This window comes from Paenarthrobacter aurescens (assembly GCF_025421775.1).
Lineage (GTDB): Bacteria > Actinomycetota > Actinomycetes > Actinomycetales > Micrococcaceae > Arthrobacter > Arthrobacter aurescens_B.
Genome location: NZ_JAOEFX010000007.1, coordinates 129,286 through 144,109, shown reverse-complemented (window position 1 = coordinate 144,109; position 14,824 = coordinate 129,286). Strand labels below are relative to the sequence as shown.

Here is a 14,824-nt window from a genome sequence, read left to right as displayed (position 1 = left end):
TCATGACCCGGCTCCCACCAGCGTTTGCCCGGGCCTACGGACGTTGTACTTGACCGCACCCGGCGGTGTGCCATCCGTGAAGCCCTCCACCGTGTCCAGGCAGACCGCCTTGCCGCCGATCGAGATGAACGCCGAATAACCCCTGGTCACAGGCAAGGTCTTGTTGCACGGCTTGATGTTGATACCGATGTGCGGGCACATGCTGATGTCCCTGCCCTGGGGATCACTGTCCACCAGAATGGGGGAATCCTTGACCCGAACCCACTCCTGGGACGGTACGTTCTCCACCTTGCCGTCGTGCCCGCAGCGCAGGATGGCTTCCTTAACGAGGATTCTCATCTAGGCCTCCTCGAAGTCGACGGATTTGGCGCGGATCTTCATGGCCTTGCCAGGGGCCTCGAGCACCAGGTCCGTGGCGGCAGTGATCCTGAGTTTGTCCGGTCCCAGCTCAACGGAGGAGCCATGGCCGTCGGTAAAGCTGATGGTGCGGGCACCGCCGTCGAGCATGATCTGTTGACCGTCCGCGCTGCGGAAGGTGTAGCGGCTCTCCCTCTCGGTGCCGACCCGGCTGTCCGGCGTCTGCTCGCTGCCATAGAGGCCGCCGAGGATGATGGCCTGCGCAGGATCAGTTGCGGGGAGGAGAACCAGGACGTTGTCCCCGGGCGCCGGCGGGACAACGAGTCCTTTGCCCGGACCCGCGCCTGCAGTCAGCACAGGGGCCCAGCTGGTTTCGAGGTCGGGATAGGCGGGGAGCCTGACCCGGGCACGGCCCCGGGCTTCGGGGTCATCCACATCCGCGATGGTCCCCAGGGTAAAAACGTCCGGGCGACGTTCCGGTACGGAACCCGGGGGCCGTGTGGTCAGGGTGGTTTCGTAGCCGGTTCCGTCCAAGCGGTGCGAGGCGCTCGCGATCAGGTACGTTCCCTCAATGCTCGGCGCCACTCCCTTGATCCTTACCCGGCCGCCTGCCCTCAGCCGAGGGTTGCCTTCAGCGACAAACACCGCAGTGACCTGACCCGCGATCTTGGTGTCCAGCTCGGCCTTGGCCAAGGCGTCAGCGAGCGCCCCTGAGTCAAGGACCTCGTTGTCCCGCCTGAGGTCGCCGCCGGCCCCTGCACTTGCCAGCGCCGGATCGGCCGTGACCTGGGCTTTGGCGTCGCTGCTTGTGGTGTCGGCTTGGTGGATGGAGGCGTCGTCGCTGCGCCACCCGTTGGCCCGGGCTCCTGCGTAGGCCGGCTCTTGGCTGAGTTCGATGTCGGCGGAATGAAGCGTGGCACCGAGGGTTAGCTCCAAAGGTTCGCCTTCGCCGTCGAGTCCTGTGAGCCTGAGGGCGCCGTCGTGCACCACGGGGTAGGCGCCCACCCGGGCGCTTTGTTCCACGAGGAGGCTGAGGTCCGTCCGCGCGCACTGGTAGACCTGGCCGAGCCGATCACCGCCGCCGACGACGTCCAGGCCGGTGCCTTCGCAGAGTTTCCGGGCCAGCCCGGCGAGGTCGACGTCGTCGTGGAGCCGGGTGAATTGGCGCTTCCTCAGGCGATGCAGTGCGTCGTAGGCCCTGATCCGGATTTCCTGTCCGAGGTCTGCGCCGTAGCTGTACTCCACGACTGTCACCTCGCCAACGAAAAGCGGTGTCCGCTGGCCGCCGAGCTCTACCCTGAGGGCGTCTCCCGGTGCCGGATCCACGCCTCCCCTGGCCGCGGCCGTCCGGCCGGGGCCGGGACGCCAACTGATGAGGCACTGGGCCGGGCGTGCGAGTGAGCTGAGCACCTGGACGGAAACTATTGCGGCGGTTTCGGCAGTGCTGAGCCTGCGCCGGCCGAGGGTGACGATGAGTTCGGGGAGGCCTTGCAGTTGCCTCATGGTGTGTCGCCCATGGGCGGAACGGCGAGTGGGCCGCTGAAATGTGAGGGATCGTCAATGTTGTTGTACTCCAGGAGCAGCTTCCAGAGCAGGGGTGTGCCGAACGCTTCCACGGACAGTCGTCCCAGCTCAGCCGGGGGTACTTCGGGAAGCAGTTCGCCGCCGTCGGGCATGAACGCGTCCCGGTCCGTGCTGCCGTCGCCGGTGACCGGGAGCGTGTCCACGGGAGGCGCTGTCAGGTCGACGGCGGGAAGGCGCTGGGCGAGTTCGTAGTTCTCGCCGCCTTCCTCGTCAGCTGCCTGCCCCACCCTGACGAAGACCATGCGCATCCAGGACCTGAGGGGCGATCCATCGGGGGCGAACCGGTCGAAACGCTCCGCCACCTCCGTCACGATGCCCGGCACGTTCCACGCGCGGCCCCACACAAACCGGACCGACGGCGGCCTGCGCTGCCTTTCGACTTCGGCGCTGTTCTCCGCGAGCGCCCAAATGGGACGGGTCATCTGCCGAACGTCCTGGACATGGAGCGACGCCGGTGCAAGGTCGACGTCGAACAGCAGATCCAGCCGCAGCTCAGTGTGTCCGCCACCGGTGAAGAGCAGGGGGTCGTCCGCCAATCCGCTGCCGCTCAGTTTGCCGCCCGCACTCCTTCGCGCCTCGACACCGGCCGACCGCTGCATCACCACGGTTTCGGGGTTGAGCAGGCAGCCAAGGTGTTCCCCGGTGTCCTCGATCAGGAAAGCGACACGTTCCATCTCAGACCGCCAGGCGTTCGTCGTGGAGGCGGGCCTGGCGGGACATCGCGTTTTCCAGGGGTGTCAGTGGGGCGGGCTGGGTGTTCGTAGTGGTGTGGGCGGGGCGTGGGGCGAGCTCGGGCCACGTGCCGTTGACGGGCGGCGCGGGCGTGTGAACCCCGACGGCGCTTGGGTGGCCTTGGGCTTGGGCTTGGGCTTGGGGTTGGGGTGCGGATTGGGGTTCGTTGCGTTGCGGGGTGTGTTGTGGGGTGTGCTCTGCGCGCTTGGGCGCGCTCGAGTCACGAATACTGGGCCCCGCAAGGTTGGCAGGGGTGCGTTGTGGGGCCTGCTCTGCGTCCTCAACCCGCGTGGTAGCACGCACAACGGGCCCGGCAACGTTGGCGGGTGCATCGGGCAGGGATCCTGGCCGAGCCGGACGAAGCCTCAATACGGGCATGTGTGGCGGGGCCTGTGCTTCGCCTTCACGGGGAGCCAAAGTGCGCACGCCGGGCCTCGCAAGAGGTGGTGCTTCGCTGGGCTTCGGTTGCGGGGCCTGTTCTGCGCCCTTGGAGCGTGTCCGGACGCGTAGAGCGAGCCTCGCAGCGGGACCTGCTTTGGGTTCCTGGGTCACGAAGGGGCGCTGGTTACCGGTAGAGGGGTGTGTGTCGGAAGGCTGACGTGGATCTGGCAAGGGTGGCTTGGGCGAGCTTGAGATGGATAGGGATGGGCCGGGCTGAGGAACCGGGATGTTTTGAGCAACTTGTGGGGTCCGCCTTGCGCCCTTCAAGCGCGACCAAGCACGCAGAGCGGGCCCGACAACGGGAGGGGCTTGGCCTGCGGGGGCAGGTTCCGGGGCGGGTGCGGGGGCGGGTGCGGGCATCGAGGACGGGTCAGCCGGAGTGTGTTGTGGGTACCGGTGTGCGCGCCTAAAACGTGTCCAAGGGCGTAGAGCGGGCCTCGCAACGGGCGGGGCCAGCCCGGCGTCGCGGAGTAACTGGACCCAATGCTCGGGTGCGTCATCCAGCGCAAACCCGCGCACCGGCGTCGTCCCTTCCGGTGAAACAGGCCCCACAGACTCAAAAGACTCACGCGGCCCACCATCCAGCCACTCCGCCACGCCCCGCAACCGTCGCGCTGCCGCCCGACGCCAGGAAAACGCAGGCTCAGGCGACGGGAGCGCGGGCATCGTCGAGCTCCAGGCGGTCGTACGCGATGCTGAGGGATTCGATGGCGAGGTCCTTGCCCAGGGCGTCAAGGGGCGCGCCGAACCAGTCACACGGCCAGGCGCCCAGGAGGTTCCAGCGCCGTACTTCCACGGATCCGGCGTCGTTGAGCATCGCGATGGACACGTTGCGGCGCTCCACTTTTCCGTCCACTGCCTTGAAGAGCCATTGGAGCATTTCGGTGGAATCGGTGAGCCCGTACTTGAGGGTCACTGGCGTGTACTCCACCTGGCCGGGGATGACTCGGACGGTGCTGTTCTCGCCACCGGAGCGGTAGAGGATGCGGTCGATCTTCAGTCCGAGGCCTTCCACTTTGGTGAAATGCCCTCGGACGACGCCTTGGATGACGAGCTTGAAGTTGTAGGCCCGGTACGGGTCCACCACGTTGCCTGGCTGGGCGGCAGGTGTTGGGGTTGTCATGTCAGGCTCCTGCGCTCTCTGTCTCGCTGGTGTTGTCCGCCGACTGCATGAGCTTGAAGATCACGAACTCGGCCGGTTTCACGGGTGCGATCCCGATCAACGTGACCACTTGCCCGGCGTCGCGGACCTCGGGCGGGTTGGTTTCCTCGTCGCATTTCACAAAGAACGCCTGTTGAGGAGTAGTCCCGAGCAAGGCTCCATCCCGCCACACATTGGTGAGGAATGCGCCGATGTCGCGGCGGATCGACTTCCACAAGGTGTGGTCGTTGGGCTCGAACACCACCCAGCGCGTCCCGTCCGCCACGGATTCCTTGATCATGTTGGTCAGCCTCCGCACGTTCACATACCTGTATTCGCTGGCCTCAGGTGCCTTGGTGCGTGCGCCCCAGATCCGGATACCCTCACCGGGGAAGTAGCGGATGCAGTTCACGCCTGCCGGGTTCAGGACCTCCTGCTCGCCGCGGCTCACCCGCCGCACCAGATCGATGGCGCCCTGGATGGGCTCGTTGGCAGGCGCCTTGTGGACGCCGCGGGTCGCGTCAACGCGCGCCCACACCCCGGCAATATGGCCCGACGGCGGTTGTGTCACCTTTTTGCCGGACACGGGATCGATCATCACGATCCACGGGTAATACAGGGCCGTGTAGCCGCCGGGGGATTGCGGAGCGCCGAGGTCCTGCTGCTCACCGGCCTCCTCCGTTGAGTCCCCGGCTTCTGAAGCGCCGGCAGCAGAGTCCGCGTCCGCCGTCGTGTCTTCAGCCGAGTCCGCAGCCCGGGCACCTTCTGGAACGCCCGATGTCGCCGCCCGGGTGAGCGCGCCGACGTCGTCCACTTTTTCCACCGTGTCCAGGATGGCCATGCGGTCCTGGCGTAGCGGATGCTCAACGTGTGCCTGGAGGGCGGCGTAGGCTTCGGCGGTGGCGAAGCCAGGGGCGGCCACCATGGAGATGTCGTCCACCGCTTCGAAGAGCGTCAGTCCGGTAGGCTTCGCGGCGGTTCCTGTGAGGCTGCCGTCCTCGCCAATGTTCACCAAATAGCAACGGCTTCCTCCGTTGGAGAAGAAGCCGTACACAGCGTTCGAAAGCGGTGTTCCCGCTGTCGCGTTGCCGACGTATTGGTCCACGAACTGGGTCCAGTTATCCAGGACCCGGAGTTCGTCGACCAAGGCGTCCCGGTTGGGAGCGAGGCCCACGAACCCGGCGATGCTGGTGTTGACCTGCCCAATCGCGCGTGCGCCACTGGGAACTTCCTGTACATAAACGCCTGGCGCCTGATAGTTCGCCATGGTGCGCTCCCTCTTACTTTATGGACGGTTCACGTCCACCGGATGATGATCGGCAGGCTGCTGGTGCTGGCCGAGACTTCCCGTTCGGTGCCGCTGACGGCCACGGCAAAGTGCTGGAGTTCGTCCGTCGAGGCCAGGACCTCAAAGTGGCCGGTGGCATCGCTGACCACGGCCGTGGCGGAGGAATGGGCATGGATGTAGGCGTCGGGGATGCCTTTATTGTGGGCGTCCACCAGACGTCCGTGGATTCGGCGGGCGACGCCTGTCGTGGCGATGAGCGGCTCCAGGACGGGAGGTCCGGAGGGTTCTTCGAAGCGGAGGGCTACAGGGATACGGACAAGGAACCCCATACCTTGGCGGATGGCGCCGGAGTATTCCTCGGGGCGGAATTCACCGGTGGACACCACCGAGTACTGGCTGTGGTGTTCCACTGCCAGCAGCAACTTTTCCATGGTGTCGAGCTGTTCGGGACCATGGCATTCAACTGCCACCCTGAGTTCCAGGTCCAGGACGGGCCCGTCCCGGCGGGACCTTCCCACACGGTTCAACGTGACGGCATGCACGGTGACGGGAGCGTCCGGTGGGGGAACTCCGGCAACGGGGGAGCCGTCGTCGAACCGCACGCGTTGGGGAGAGATGGCGTCGGAAAGTACACCCAGAAGGTCGGTCAACGACGAACGCACATAGCCCACGGCAGAACCCAGAACTCGAAAGGTGACCACTAATGCAACTGGGACTAGGGTACTCCCGCAGTTGCGCGTAGTCACTGGGGTTTCAGGGGTAATTCCATTCGATTGATGGTGGACCCGCCTCAGGCATTACGCCGGCCGGTACGAGTAGCGGTATTCCGACGGCGGATAGCCGAACGTAGTCTTGAAGGCCGGCGAGAAGGCCAGGTCGTCGACGAGATGGAACTTTCCGTTGCCGGCGGTGGCCGTTGCCGGTTCGCAATGTTCCCAAACGTCCCCGAGTTGCTGAAGATGTTCCACACCTTCGCCGATGTCAACACCGCCGAAGACCTGAAACTGCCCATTTCCAAGCTCGCCCCACGGGACAGAGACGGGCTCCGGCAACGGAACATGGTCGCGGTCGAACCCAGCCCTGAGCTGCGTTCCTACATTCAGGACATCGGCAACCGCGTCGATGCCATCCAGCAACGCCTCGTGGCCTCCGAGGAAGACAACATGCTCACAGTCTCCTCGGACGGCCGTAAAGCCGCCCTGGATATGAGGCTCGTGGATCCCGCACTGTTCCAGCGCGGACCTGCCAAGATCAGCGCCACGTCGACCGGTTGGCCAGTGTGTATGAAGAAGACAAAGACCGCATCTACACCGACCCCTCCACCGGGGACCCGGACCCGGTCCCCGGTGCCCTGCAACTGGTCTTCTGCGACTTCGGCACACCGTTGGAGAAGGGTTCCCGAATTTCACAGACGCCGGTGTCTCAGTGAGGTGCCTCGCTGCAAAGTGTCTTGACCTCCCAGCCCAGGGGAGTTCTCGAGGCATGATATCCGGATGAATTTTAGACGCGATTCCTCATTCAGGCGGCGTTGACAAAGCGAGCATTCTGGCGGATTGCTACCAAGCTCATAGACTGGCACTTGCGGCGTCAGCTGTGCGATCTGGTCGACGGTGTGTTTGCTCCGGAGCCGTTGTGCCCGGTATAACGTGGAGCGCTAAAGCTCGTGCTGTCGTCTTGCCAAATTCCAAGTCATGGGGGTCATGTTGAATAGATCAGCCACTCGGGGATTGCTCTTCGGATCCGTTTTCGGGTGCCTTTACGCAGTCGTCGTTCTTTTTTTAGGTGATTCCGGAAGCGTAGGCATTGCTGTTATCGGTGGTCTTGGCGGAGCAGTGGTTGGTGCGGTGGGCGGATGCCTCACAGCTGTTCTTACGCGCTGCGTGGCTCGCTTGCTACGGATCCGGGATCGTTGGGAGAGTGTGTTGGCCGCCTGCATCGCGGGCGTTGCTACTTTGATACTTTTGGTGGTCTTAAGTTCCATCTCGATGTCAGCCTGGCAATGGTCGGCGCATCTGCTCCCCGCTGGTGTGGCAGCGGTTGTGGCTGGGTTGGCTTGGCAACCAACGAAAACGGTGGTTGGAAAGCCTGCAGAAGCCTCCCAACCACCGAACTAGCTAGACTGGCGGGTAAAGTGCTGGCCAGTTACAGGATGCTGCATTCTGCTTCCATAGGCCAAGACACATGTTGCTGGCGAAGGTGGACCACTGTCCATGAGCGGCTAGCTGGTTTCCTGCGTTAAGGGCACCGCGGTCTATGACGATGGCAGCATTAACATTCAAGGCCCTGCCATTGCCTGGAGTGGGAACCGACCCAAAGTTGATGATAGATCCTTCTCCGTCGAAGTGACCTGCTAGGGCTGTGAACTGGAAGTAGGTGCTTCCTGAGTAGCCGATCTTGACGGGAGCGGGTACTGCAATGCCCCCTGCTATGAGGATCTTCAGGTTCAGTACTTGACCGACGTAGGGGTAAGTCTTGGTCGCTCCGTTGATCGGGAAGTAGCAATTGAAGCAAGTCCTCAGTAGATTGAACGGTGCAACAGTACTGCCTGTGCCGAGCGGAAACTCGAAGTTGTACACCCATGAGGGAGCCGCCATCACCAGGGGATATATGGCTGTGCCACTTGGGGATACCTTTTGAGTAACCTTGCCGGCCTTGATGTCCAATGTTGTAGGAGATTCGTTTCCGGCAGAGTCTTTGGCAGTCCCTAGTTTCATGGATCCCAGGTAATCGCCTTCAGGTGTGTAGAAGTTCTTGAATCCGGGAAGCCCGTCCGAAACCGTCGTTCCTTGTGGAAGGTCGTAGTCGAAGGAGACGCTCTGGCCGGATTTAGCACTTCCCAAAGCGACGAAAATGTCGGCGCCGCTTGGAGTGGAACGAACGTATAGTTTCTTGTTCTTGTCGTCCGTTTGATACACGGCAGTGTCACCAGAGATCGTTGGTTCTCCGTGGGCAAATGAAGCAGTGATCTTGCGGTCTGGTCGCTTTTGCTCATTACCTGAGGAAACCAGCAGCTGGGCCTGACCCGTAGTGGAGAGCTTCACAGTGCTCACCGAGGGGGTCATGCCATCGGATTCTGTTGACGGAAGTGCCTTCGCTTCAAGTGTCGTAATCATTGAAGGCTTCATTAAGTTAGAGCTCACTTGGAGCCCGGTAGACGTTTGGGCTAGAACTTTGTTGGCGTCGTCCAACGAAGGAGTAGATGCATTGGCTCCGAAAGGCTGTGCTAAGCACAGACCGAGCGCGATAAACCCGGCAACCAGAGACTGGGCTACCCTATTTGTTCGTTTCAATTATCCCCCTATGTAAATGTCTGGTTCCAGACACAAGGCGTACCCTACACACAGAGCTGAGTAATTGTCCTGTCAAGCGGGATAATTCGCCGGTCACAAGTCCTCCTCCCCGCGGTTCGCTGGTTCCTGCCTGGATGGTCACCGGTTCCCAGATCAGCTTGCTTGCTTCTGATGGCCAGAATTCACTGTGGCCTACCGCTCGTCTGCGACCATTTCATATCCCTCTCCTCCGCCAGCGCATTCATGGACAGAAGAAAGCTCGTGGCAGTCTTGTGGGCCAGACCTGATCGCAGCAATAGGGATCGCGAAGTGGAACAGGAAAAGCGAACTTATTGACGGGCAAGTGTTCATCCAAGGGAACAATCAATCAGCCCCTGAAGCTGCCCGTAAGCGGTCCCTCTCCGGGCCAGTAAAGCGCTCCTAGCGGGTAGCTGCTATTTATCGACCGAGGCATATACGTATGAGGCGTGGAATGAGATGCATGTTAGGAAGGGGAGTGTTGCAACATAGAACGCCCCCCTGAAGCGATCTCATCAATGGATCCTTTGATAAGAACCGCAGGGCTGGGCCGAGTTGAGGATTCAGCCTCGCGGATTTCCGGCAAGGCGCTTGTCCCAACAATGTGTCTCACTAAGGTATTCTCAACATCACGCATATTTGCCCTTTGATAAGACCCGGAGAAGTGATGGCACGCCTTGGATACGCCCGCGTCAGTCTGGCTGACCAAAATACCGATTTGCAGATCCGCGAACTAGAAGCAGCCGGGTGCGAGCGAATCTATAAAGACCAGGGGATCAGCGGGACACGGGTCAATCGTCCGGAGTTGGACCGGATGCTGGACCGTCTCGGCGCAGGGGATGAGGTCGTGGTGTGGAAGCTGGACCGGTTGGGACGAAACACCCGCCACCTGCTCGAGCTCTTGGATGACTTCAAGGCGCGAGGCATCAAGTTCCGTTCCCTAAGGGATGGCATCGCCACTGACCCGGCCAGCGAGGTCGGGGGAGCGATGGCCCAGGCGATGGTCACTATCATTTCCGCTTTCGCCCAACTTGAACGAGACCAGCTTTCCGAGCGCACCAAGGCCGGCATGGCAGCTGCAGCTGCTAACGGACGCAAAGCAGGCCGCCGGGAAATCACGACAGACCACGAGAAGGTCAAGAGAGCACATGAACTGAAAGCTCGCGGTCTCAAGCCGACGGACATCGGAAAGATCATCGGAGCCAGCCGCGCCACCGTCTACCGATACCTAGGCATGGACTCCTGAGCCACAGAGGTAACTGTCCCGGAAGTTGTCTTTGTGACTGCTTTCCACAGCAGATGATTTGGGACAACATCTGGGACGGAAATATTACGCGGAGGTCGGTCTGCGGATAGCGCAGCCAGTAGCCACCGGATGGCGACCACCCACGGGGGAGCGCCTCGGTTCCAAGGAATTGGAACGCTTCGATGAGACTGCGAGGACAGCAAGCTGCTTCCTTCGCCCAGTGAGTTCCCCCCCCGGTTCCCGAGCACACGGGGATGACGGAGCACAAAAAAGCCTGCAGGCGCTTTTCGTCCTGCAGACCTTTTTAATCTCGTTGATGAGAGACCCTGTCCTCATCTTCTATGCCCATAACACTACACATGCGTAGGGTCCCATGACAACCGTGTAGTACACGTAGTTGGTGTGATGTCTGTTTCATGGGTGTGGAACCCGATCTGGCAAGATACAGTCCATGGCAGACAGACGGCAGACTCGTGGCGCAATTATTGATTCTTTTCACCGCTCACGCCTAGAGCCGTATTTGAAGGCCTCGGCAGGTGATGAGAAGCTCGCCCTTTCGCTATATGGCTGGACTCTCCAGCTGACCTCAGCTTTTCAAGAACTGCTTAGCGTTACGGAAGTGGTCCTCCGGAATGCCATGGACGCCGAGCTCCAGAAATGGAATTCTACCGAGCTAAAGGTTGACCAGAGCTGGCTCCTGGAAGACCCGGCTGCCCCGCTTCGCAGCCTTAGCCAAGGGAAGAGGATGGAAGCACTAAAGCAGGCCAATTCGGCCAAGAAGAAGCGGGATGCGGCTCACTGGCGTCATGGCATGGATGTAACGCACGACGACGTCTTGGCGCAGGTAACGTTTGGACTTTGGAAGGATCTGCTGCCCAACCACCTCAACAATGCTGCTGACAATAGAGAGAACCGAAATCGTCAACGGATGTGGAAAGAAGCGCTGGTGAATGCCTTTCCGAATGTTGTTGACCCAGACGGGGAAACGACCTTCTGGCGCGTGTACCGGCTTCATGGGCTGCGTAATCGTGTATCGCACATGGAGACACTGCTAGAAGTAGATGCAGCGGAACGGACTCGCGATGTATTCAACCTCGTCAATTCGATCAGCTCGCCCGTGCATGACTGGTTGACCGGCCTCAATCGCGTTCCCGCGGTGATTAAGGCGCGTCCTTCAGCTTAGGGGCTTGGGTGGGGCACGCGGGCATGGAGAATCACCTAGCTCCAAAAAGGACAATGGCGTCTTTGGATGTGTCCCACTTCAAAGGAAGTGGAACATCGTTCACTGATCGTGGGGGGCGTGGGCGCGGACATGGACCCAGTGGCTATGAAAGCGTATTTCGGCGCGCGACAGCTCGGCCCACTTCCAGACATCCTCGTCCTGATCATCCCGTTTCCTCGGAATCTGTTGGAGCGGTGTTGAGGTATTCCTGAAGGGCGCTGGCAGCACCTGCATCCTCTGCTGACTGCGCCCGCTCTATCAGCGCCTGGGCTTCATCGTCTTCACCACGATGTTTGTGAAAGAGCGAAAGAAGCACCATTCCTTGCCCGCTGCCGGCGGCTACCGCATCCCGGCATAGTTGTTCAGCTTCTTTCTCGTTGTCATCCTCCCGGGTCATGAGGAGAAGCTGGGCGAGATTAACCTTGCTTTGAATCAATGCATCCGGAATGGAGTTGTATCCGATGGCGGTGCGGTAGTGGCTTATGGCTTGGGTCAACTCACCCTTACCGGCTGCGATCACGCCCAGACAGTGATATGCGTAGGGCTCGCCATGTTCGGCTGCTCGCTCTAACACGGGTTCCGCTTCCCCTATGCGCCCCTGTTTCGCAAGATATTCACCTAGAGCTGCCTGGTACTGCGGGCCCCTTTTTGCAGCCCTTCTGTAGAGCTCTTCAGCCTTGGTAGGGTTACCTCGTTGAAGCATGATGCGAGCTAGCTTCAGCATAGCGCTGGGGTTCCCGCCCGCCACAGCACGCTCAGTCAGCAGTTCTGACTGTTCATCATTTCCTTGCTTAGCATAGACCTGCGATAGCTCGTATAGGCCTCCCGCGCTGTTCATTGTGGCCGCTTGCTTATACAAGTCCTCGGCTTCCTCATTGCGACCCATTTTCGCTAGCTCAAGGCCGTAGTTCACCATTCCGTATGCGCTGCCGGCCACTGAGGCTTTTCGGTACCACTCCGTGCCCTCGGCCAATCTCTTCTGCCTTAGCAGCAAGTTACCCAGATTCGCCATCCCATCCGGATTACCGTGCTCGGCAGCCTGACGCAGATAAATCTCTGCTTCGTCGTACTTTCCTTCAGCTATCAGAGCAATGCCCACCCCCGTCATTCCGTGACTGCTGCCAGCATCTGCTGCCCGTCGGTAGTATGTGCCTGCCAGCCCTGCAATGGAAGCAAGGGTGCAAAGGTTCTAGGGGAGGGTGAGGGTGAATGGTGGCCAGCCGCCTGGCCGAGTGGCATATGGTGGCCATATGGAGGTCCATAAATAATGTACGAATCAATCCAGGATTATCTGCTCGCCCGATGGGGTGAGCCCACCCGAAGAGCTGAGTTCGAAGTTCAAGGGCTTTCCGTCGAAATCTGGAAATGGGCTGCCGAAGTCACGGGTGAGGGTGTAGACATCTATGTGACTTTGGGCGCCAAGACTGGACATTCAGGAGGAGCGAGCAAGGCAGGACACCGGACTGAGTTCCTGCTGGGCCTGCTTCCTGGGCAAGATGCCGTCGCGAGTCCATTTGCAGCCTTAGGTCTTTACGGACAGAGGAACGGCGTTGCAGTAATGAGCGGGGACACTGTGCCGTCCGCTGGTCCACTTTGGCCGGGAACGGAAATGATGGCATTTCTCATTCTGGATCAGGAGGAAATAATTCCAAAGGTCCAGTTATCGGATGGAACACACGTTCATTTTCTGCAGGCTATTCCAATGCACGAATCAGAACTTGCCTTTAGACGCAGTAGGGGTGTGGACGCGTTAATGGGCTGGTGGGAAAATAACCAAGTGCCATTTTGGGAATCCGTCCGGGGGCCGTCGGTCCCATGACATGAGCAGAGGCTGGGCGGCCAGCTTCAGGGGCTCATGAATCTGGTAGATGTACTTAGGGCGCGGACGGTGTTTGTGACCCTTACTACACACCCACCAATGTAGGAAGTAGAACGGAATACTTGTGAAAAAGCCCTTGTTCGTGTTTTCGGTTGCGACTGCGGCGACATTGATAGTTGCGCCGGTTGCATGGTTCACGATGTTTTTCCTTAGGGGAGATGCACCCAGCCCAGTGGTCGTGGGTGTTTTGGCGCTACTGGGACCCTTTCTCGGTGTCTTCATGGGTTCAAGATTCTGGGATGACAGAGAAGCGTTACGTCGGCGCGCAGTCCAGGATGACTAAAAATCGGCCGGCGAGCGACGGAGCGATAGGTGGTGGCCTTCTCGCACCGATGACTTGCTTGCGACATCGGCGCCTCCCTCTCGCTATCGAAATGGCCTGTGGGGCACGTCGGTGATGGGGTCGATCAAGTCTGGCGGAGATTCGGTCTTTGAGATCGCTTATTTGGAGGGTTTTGAGCGGGTGATGACCGCGGACCCAGAGCATTTTCTAAAGCTCAAGTCTCTGTCAGGTGCAGCTGCAAGTGACTGGCATCCTGTGAAGGTCTCCCTCGAGGTGCATGATCGTGGGCGCAACCTTGAGCATGCTCTGTTGCCGTGGCTCTCCAGTAGCTTGCTCGTACTTCGAGACGAAGCTATCGAGACTGTGGGACCTTTGCTTCAACCATTTGGAGAGCTTTTAGCGCTGGATTGCAGGGAGGCCAAGCTGATGCTGTTCAATCCGTTGTCCCTCATTGATGCCTTGGACGAGGAATCGTCGATCATCGTCCGGTTTAGGTCGGGGAGAATTCTCGACATCGAAAGGACAGTGCTGCGCAAGGAACTGCTCACGAGCGCAGGAGCATTTAAGCTGGCGAGCCATCCAGGCGGAAAGGTGTATTTCACCGAAAGTCTGGTGAACGCAATCCGCGCGACCGGCCACTCATCAGGTATTGAATTCCGAATTCCTGCGTAGTCGGCGCGCCGGCCTAGGAAGCAGTCGATAGGTTGCTTCCTAGGCCGGCCGCATTTCATCTCCCGTCGGGTCGGTTTCCAAAACTGACTCGTGAAGTCCACGAATTGGCCGTCCTGGGTGCCCGTCACGGTCAACTGAGAAGAGCCCCCAAGCGACCTGATCTGTACCCTCGGGAGCGCCGCTGAAATCCTCTAGAAGGTAACAAAACTCAACGAGTAATTCAGCTTGGGCATTTCGCACAAGCTGGGTTAGGAGCGAAGCAGAGGCACCAGCTTCTAGAAGATGTTTGGCTGCCAAACCAAGCCCAGAAAGTGGGGCATTTGGAGTTGCCTCCGAAGAGTCAATGGCGCGCTGAAGCCAGTCGGTGTTGTCTGAGGACACGATCAACGTCCAGGCCTTCTTCAAAAAAGGTAACGTTCACGCTGCGGGATGCCTTCTTCAAATTCGCTTCGTGCCCACGCCTTTGGATCAGAGGCTTCAGCCAGCACGAAGAATTTTTCCAGGTCAGAGAGGCTGGGGTTCGACATAAAGCCGATACTCGCATTGTCGCGAAAAGACCGCAACCCGCACTGATCTCTGCTTGAGCTCGAACCCGCTTCCCCCTGTCTTGGCATGCAGCGACGCCCTGTCTCGATGCCAAGGACTCCCACGAAATGGCACCCTGACCATCC

The 14,824-nt window shown here is 60.3% G+C and carries 16 protein-coding genes; 5 read left to right on the top strand and 11 right to left on the bottom strand.

All coding sequences use genetic code 11. The annotated features are described in order from the left end of the window. From N7568_RS15900 to N7568_RS15865, 8 genes are all read right to left on the bottom strand, one after another. Complete coding sequence (locus N7568_RS15900) at nt 1–339, bottom strand: hypothetical protein (RefSeq protein ID WP_261610764.1); 339 nt, start codon at nt 337–339, stop codon at nt 1–3. Further along, nucleotides 340–1,860, bottom strand: coding sequence for a phage baseplate assembly protein V (locus N7568_RS15895; RefSeq protein ID WP_261610763.1), 1,521 nt, complete (start codon nt 1,858–1,860; stop codon nt 340–342). Further along, nucleotides 1,857–2,615, bottom strand: coding sequence for a CIS tube protein (locus tag N7568_RS15890; RefSeq protein ID WP_261610762.1), 759 nt, complete (start codon nt 2,613–2,615; stop codon nt 1,857–1,859). Before N7568_RS15890 ends, N7568_RS15895 begins: the two co-directional genes overlap by 4 nt. Before the next feature lies 1 nt (nt 2,616). Then, on the bottom strand, nt 2,617–3,225 hold the full coding sequence (locus tag N7568_RS15885; RefSeq protein ID WP_261610761.1) for a hypothetical protein: 609 nt from the start codon (nt 3,223–3,225) through the stop codon (nt 2,617–2,619). Nucleotides 3,226–3,757: 532 nt separating this feature from the next. Continuing rightward, nucleotides 3,758–4,237 carry a phage tail protein gene (locus N7568_RS15880; protein ID WP_261610760.1) on the bottom strand — a complete coding sequence of 160 codons (480 nt, stop codon included), beginning with the start codon at nt 4,235–4,237 and terminating at the stop codon, nt 3,758–3,760. A gap of 1 nt (nt 4,238) precedes the next feature. Further along, nucleotides 4,239–5,522: a phage tail sheath family protein gene (locus N7568_RS15875; RefSeq protein WP_261610759.1), complete on the bottom strand. Its 1,284-nt coding sequence runs from the start codon at nt 5,520–5,522 to the stop codon at nt 4,239–4,241. Between the two features lie 29 nt (nt 5,523–5,551). Beyond that, nucleotides 5,552–6,244, bottom strand: coding sequence for a hypothetical protein (locus tag N7568_RS15870; protein ID WP_261610758.1), 693 nt, complete (start codon nt 6,242–6,244; stop codon nt 5,552–5,554). Nucleotides 6,245–6,340: 96 nt separating this feature from the next. Then, nucleotides 6,341–6,679 carry a hypothetical protein gene (locus tag N7568_RS15865; protein WP_261610757.1) on the bottom strand — a complete coding sequence of 113 codons (339 nt, stop codon included), beginning with the start codon at nt 6,677–6,679 and terminating at the stop codon, nt 6,341–6,343. A 143-nt stretch (nt 6,680–6,822) separates the two neighbouring features. Here N7568_RS15865 and N7568_RS15860 point away from each other — a divergent pair, with 143 nt between their 5' ends. Then, a complete protein-coding gene (locus N7568_RS15860; RefSeq protein WP_261610756.1) occupies nt 6,823–6,972 on the top strand; it encodes a hypothetical protein in 150 nt (49 codons plus the stop codon). A gap of 685 nt (nt 6,973–7,657) precedes the next feature. Here the strand turns inward: N7568_RS15860 and N7568_RS15855 are convergent. Continuing rightward, a complete protein-coding gene (locus N7568_RS15855; RefSeq protein WP_261610755.1) occupies nt 7,658–8,731 on the bottom strand; it encodes a hypothetical protein in 1,074 nt (357 codons plus the stop codon). A gap of 787 nt (nt 8,732–9,518) precedes the next feature. On the opposite strand from N7568_RS15855, the gene N7568_RS15850 reads away from it, so the two are divergent. Both N7568_RS15850 and N7568_RS15845 read left to right on the top strand, forming a co-directional pair. Beyond that, on the top strand, nt 9,519–10,097 hold the full coding sequence (locus N7568_RS15850; RefSeq protein WP_261610754.1) for a recombinase family protein: 579 nt from the start codon (nt 9,519–9,521) through the stop codon (nt 10,095–10,097). Between the two features lie 451 nt (nt 10,098–10,548). Further along, on the top strand, nt 10,549–11,280 hold the full coding sequence (locus tag N7568_RS15845; protein WP_261610753.1) for a hypothetical protein: 732 nt from the start codon (nt 10,549–10,551) through the stop codon (nt 11,278–11,280). Nucleotides 11,281–11,482: 202 nt separating this feature from the next. Here the strand turns inward: N7568_RS15845 and N7568_RS15840 are convergent, their stop codons facing one another. After that, on the bottom strand, nt 11,483–12,418 hold the full coding sequence (locus N7568_RS15840; protein WP_261610752.1) for a tetratricopeptide repeat protein: 936 nt from the start codon (nt 12,416–12,418) through the stop codon (nt 11,483–11,485). Between the two features lie 168 nt (nt 12,419–12,586). On the opposite strand from N7568_RS15840, the gene N7568_RS15835 reads away from it, so the two are divergent. Beyond that, entirely contained in the window at nt 12,587–13,138 is a 552-nt protein-coding gene (locus tag N7568_RS15835; protein ID WP_261610751.1) for a suppressor of fused domain protein, read from the top strand. Nucleotides 13,139–13,595: 457 nt separating this feature from the next. Beyond that, complete coding sequence (locus tag N7568_RS15830) at nt 13,596–14,153, top strand: hypothetical protein (protein WP_261610750.1); 558 nt, start codon at nt 13,596–13,598, stop codon at nt 14,151–14,153. Nucleotides 14,154–14,554: 401 nt separating this feature from the next. On the opposite strand, the gene N7568_RS15825 is transcribed toward N7568_RS15830, so the two are convergent. Continuing rightward, entirely contained in the window at nt 14,555–14,680 is a 126-nt protein-coding gene (locus N7568_RS15825) for a hypothetical protein (protein ID WP_261610749.1), read from the bottom strand. Nucleotides 14,681–14,824: the final 144 nt, after the last annotated feature.

What these genes read in the sequence shown, in the direction of transcription:
- N7568_RS15830 (WP_261610750.1), top strand. Translation starts at nt 13,596, where the DNA reads ATGGGGTCGATCAAGTCTGGCGGAGATTCGGTCTTTGAGATCGCTTAT.
- N7568_RS15890 (WP_261610762.1), bottom strand. Translation starts at nt 2,615, where the DNA reads ATGGAACGTGTCGCTTTCCTGATCGAGGACACCGGGGAACACCTTGGC.
- N7568_RS15825 (WP_261610749.1), bottom strand. Translation starts at nt 14,680, where the DNA reads ATGTCGAACCCCAGCCTCTCTGACCTGGAAAAATTCTTCGTGCTGGCT.
- N7568_RS15850 (WP_261610754.1), top strand. Translation starts at nt 9,519, where the DNA reads ATGGCACGCCTTGGATACGCCCGCGTCAGTCTGGCTGACCAAAATACC.
- N7568_RS15880 (WP_261610760.1), bottom strand. Translation starts at nt 4,237, where the DNA reads ATGACAACCCCAACACCTGCCGCCCAGCCAGGCAACGTGGTGGACCCG.
- N7568_RS15900 (WP_261610764.1), bottom strand. Translation starts at nt 339, where the DNA reads ATGAGAATCCTCGTTAAGGAAGCCATCCTGCGCTGCGGGCACGACGGC.
- N7568_RS15895 (WP_261610763.1), bottom strand. Translation starts at nt 1,860, where the DNA reads ATGAGGCAACTGCAAGGCCTCCCCGAACTCATCGTCACCCTCGGCCGG.
- N7568_RS15835 (WP_261610751.1), top strand. Translation starts at nt 12,587, where the DNA reads ATGTACGAATCAATCCAGGATTATCTGCTCGCCCGATGGGGTGAGCCC.
- N7568_RS15845 (WP_261610753.1), top strand. Translation starts at nt 10,549, where the DNA reads ATGGCAGACAGACGGCAGACTCGTGGCGCAATTATTGATTCTTTTCAC.
- N7568_RS15875 (WP_261610759.1), bottom strand. Translation starts at nt 5,522, where the DNA reads ATGGCGAACTATCAGGCGCCAGGCGTTTATGTACAGGAAGTTCCCAGT.